Annotated in this window: 1 protein-coding gene; it reads left to right on the top strand. The window is 69.1% G+C overall.

What is annotated here, in order from left to right; all coding sequences use genetic code 11:
• The coding region (locus ACZ6R6_RS49220; RefSeq protein WP_470104451.1) for a DNRLRE domain-containing protein at positions 1–3,039 on the top strand (3,039 nt) is incomplete at both ends.

Here is a 3,039-nt window from a genome sequence, read left to right as displayed (position 1 = left end):
CCGGTGGCCATGGCCGCCGTCGACGACGACTGGTACGAGTGCACCCTCGGGGGCGCCCCCTGTCCTGCCGGCGATCCGATGGACACCTACATCAACGATGTGGACCTGACCGACAGCTGGGACATGCACTACCGCGACCAGATGTGGGTCGGCAAGTCCTACGCCAGTAACATCGCCAAGCGCTGGCGCGCCTACATCCAGTTCCCGCTCCCCCCGTCAAGCGACCCGTTCTGGGGCTCCACGATCCAGAACGCCGACCTGGAGCTGTGGAACTACCTGTCCAACGACTGCGGCGAGTACGTCGGATCCGGAATCACCGCGCGGCGGGTCATCTCCGACTGGGACCATCTGACCCTGCAGTGGAACGCCCAGCCGTCGGTCACCGGCGCGGGCGCGGACAACGAGCCCGGGGCCTACAGCCCCGACTGCTCCGGCTCGATGAACTACGAGCACGACCTCATCCACTCGGTCGACGCCATCGTCCAGGAATGGGCCAACGGGGAACCGAACTACGGATTCCAGCTCACCGCGGGTGACGAATCCGAACTGCGGAACTGGCGCCGCTACCGCAGCCGGGAGCAGACCAGCGGCTACCCCGCCCACGGCCCCCGGCTCACAGTCGACTTCGAGCCACCGGCCCCTCGCCGGCGCGAGACGGTCGTCATCGCGACCCCCGACCTCCTGGGCACGTTTCCCGAGTACGAGGAGGCGATCGAGCGGTCGACGTACACGCCGGACAGCTTCGACGAGGTCGCGTCGATAGGACTCAGCCCGGAGATCGCGGCCAAGGCCGAGACGCAGCGTGACGGGCAGCCATATTTCGTCGGGACGGACAAGCTGGACCTCCCAGAGCAACCCGTGGAAGCGGACGAGCCCACGGACCCGGACGGAGAGGACACTCTTGTGCCCCGCGTGGTCGGCCATGAGCCCGCGGCCGACGCCACAGATGTGCCTCTCGACGCCAAGGTGCAGGTCACGTTCTCCGAACCGGTCGGCGGCGCGGTGGTATCTGTGAAAACGGCACAGGGCACGGCGATCACCGGCACGACGGCGCGCGACAGTACCGAGAAGATCGTGACGTTCAGTCCGCAGGATCCACTGAAGCCGGGCTTGACGTACACGGTCGAGGTCTCAGAGGCGATCGATTCGTCGGAAAATGTGATGGACCCCTACACCTGGTCCTTCACCACGCTGCAGCAGGCTGCGGGCCACTGGACCTTCGATGAAGGAGACGGCCGAACGGCTGCGGACTCCTCGGGAAATCGCCACGATGCGACGCTGAACGACACAGCGGCGTGGATCGCCGGCAAGACCGGGAACGCGATCTCCAACACGCTGGCGCAGGCGCGGATCGCCGCCTCCCAGTCGGCGGCCAAGCAGGGCAAGGCCGTCGAGGTCGCCGACGAGACGACTGCCACCGGCATCACCTACGCCCAGCCCGACGGGAAGACATTCAAGACCGAGGTCACGGCTGGTCCGGTGCGGACCAGGCAGGGCAGTGGCTGGGTGCCGATCGACACCACCCTGGCCGAGCAGGGCGGCAGGCTGCGGGCCAAGGCCCTCGCCGAAGGCGCGGTCGTGGAGATCTCCGCCGGTGGCACGGACCCGTTCGTGAAGATGGCCGCCGACGGGAAGTCCTACGCGCTGCGCTGGCCGACGCCGCTGCCCAAGCCGACCGTCAAGGGCAGTGTCGCCACCTACACCGACGCCGCCGGTACGGGGGCCGACCTGGTGGTGACGGCGCTGCCGACCGGGTTCCGGCATGAGGTGGTGCTGCGCCAGCGGCCCGCCAAGCCGCTGCAGCTGCGGATCGGCGTCGACGACGAGGGCCTGACCCTGACCGAGGGCAAGGGCGGCCGACTGCTGCTGAAGAGCAAGGACAAGAAACTGGTCGCCTCGTCGGCGCGCCCGGCCATGTCGGACGGCGGCGGCAAGGGCCGGCTCGCGTCGGCCAAGCGCGGCGAGGCCGGTACGGACGTGGTCACCAAGGACGGCCGTACGGAGCTGGTAATCAAGCCGGACCAGGCGTTCCTCGCGGACACCGGCACCACCTACCCGGTGCGCGTGGCCGCGGCGGTCACGCTGCCACTCGGCGCCGACGTCGAGGTCACCACCTACGACACGGTCGACTTGCCCGCCTTCCCCGACAACCAATACCTCACCGCCGGCACCATGACAGGCGGGTTCAAGGCGCGGACGCACCTGCGCTTCGACACCACGGGCCTGCAGGGCAGCACGGTGACCGCCGCCACATTGTCGATGCACACCATCGACGCCCACACCTGCGGCCCCGCGCTCACCAACGGCATCCAGGTCGCCCGCCTGACCGGCGCCTGGGACCCGGACAACCTGTACTGGGCCAACAAGCCCGCCCACACCACCGAGGACGCCTCCACCAACTTCAAGGGCGTCAACCAGGACTGCGAGCCCTGGCCGGACAGCATGGACTGGAACGTCACCGGCATCGCCCAGGACTGGGCCGCCGGCGCCGCCAACCACGGCCTGGTGCTCAAGTCGCCCGGCGAGACGAACATCAACAACTACCGAACGTTCACCTCCGCCGAGGACACCGACTTCAACATCCCGCCGAAGCTGACCGTCACCACCAGCGGCCCCGCATCCGCGCCGACCGTCTCCGGTCTGGCCATCACCCCGGCACAGAACGTCAACGGCACCACCGTGACCAGTTCGCTCACCCCGCAACTGGCCGCCACCGTCGCCGACACCGCGACCAGCTCGCTGACCGGCGAGTTCGAGATCGAGCACGACCCGGCCGCCACCGGGCAGGGCACCGGCCAGATCTGGACCGGCGCCTCGCAGGCGGTCACGTCCGGCGGGCAGGCCACCGTCAGCGTCCCCGCGGGCAAGCTGACCGACGGCTGGAAGATCCGCTGGCGATCCCGCGCCGTCAACGCCACCGCCGCAACCACCTCGGCGTGGTCGGACTGGCAGACGGCCACGGTCGACGTGCCCAACCCCACGGTCGGCGCCTTCCAGGTCACCCCCTCCCAGGTGGTGAACGGCGTCATCACGGCCACC

The sequence above is a fragment of the Streptosporangium sp. NPDC048886 genome, assembly GCF_055586905.1.
Note: the sequence above shows the minus strand (reverse complement) of the source record. Positions and strands in the feature narration are given on the sequence as shown.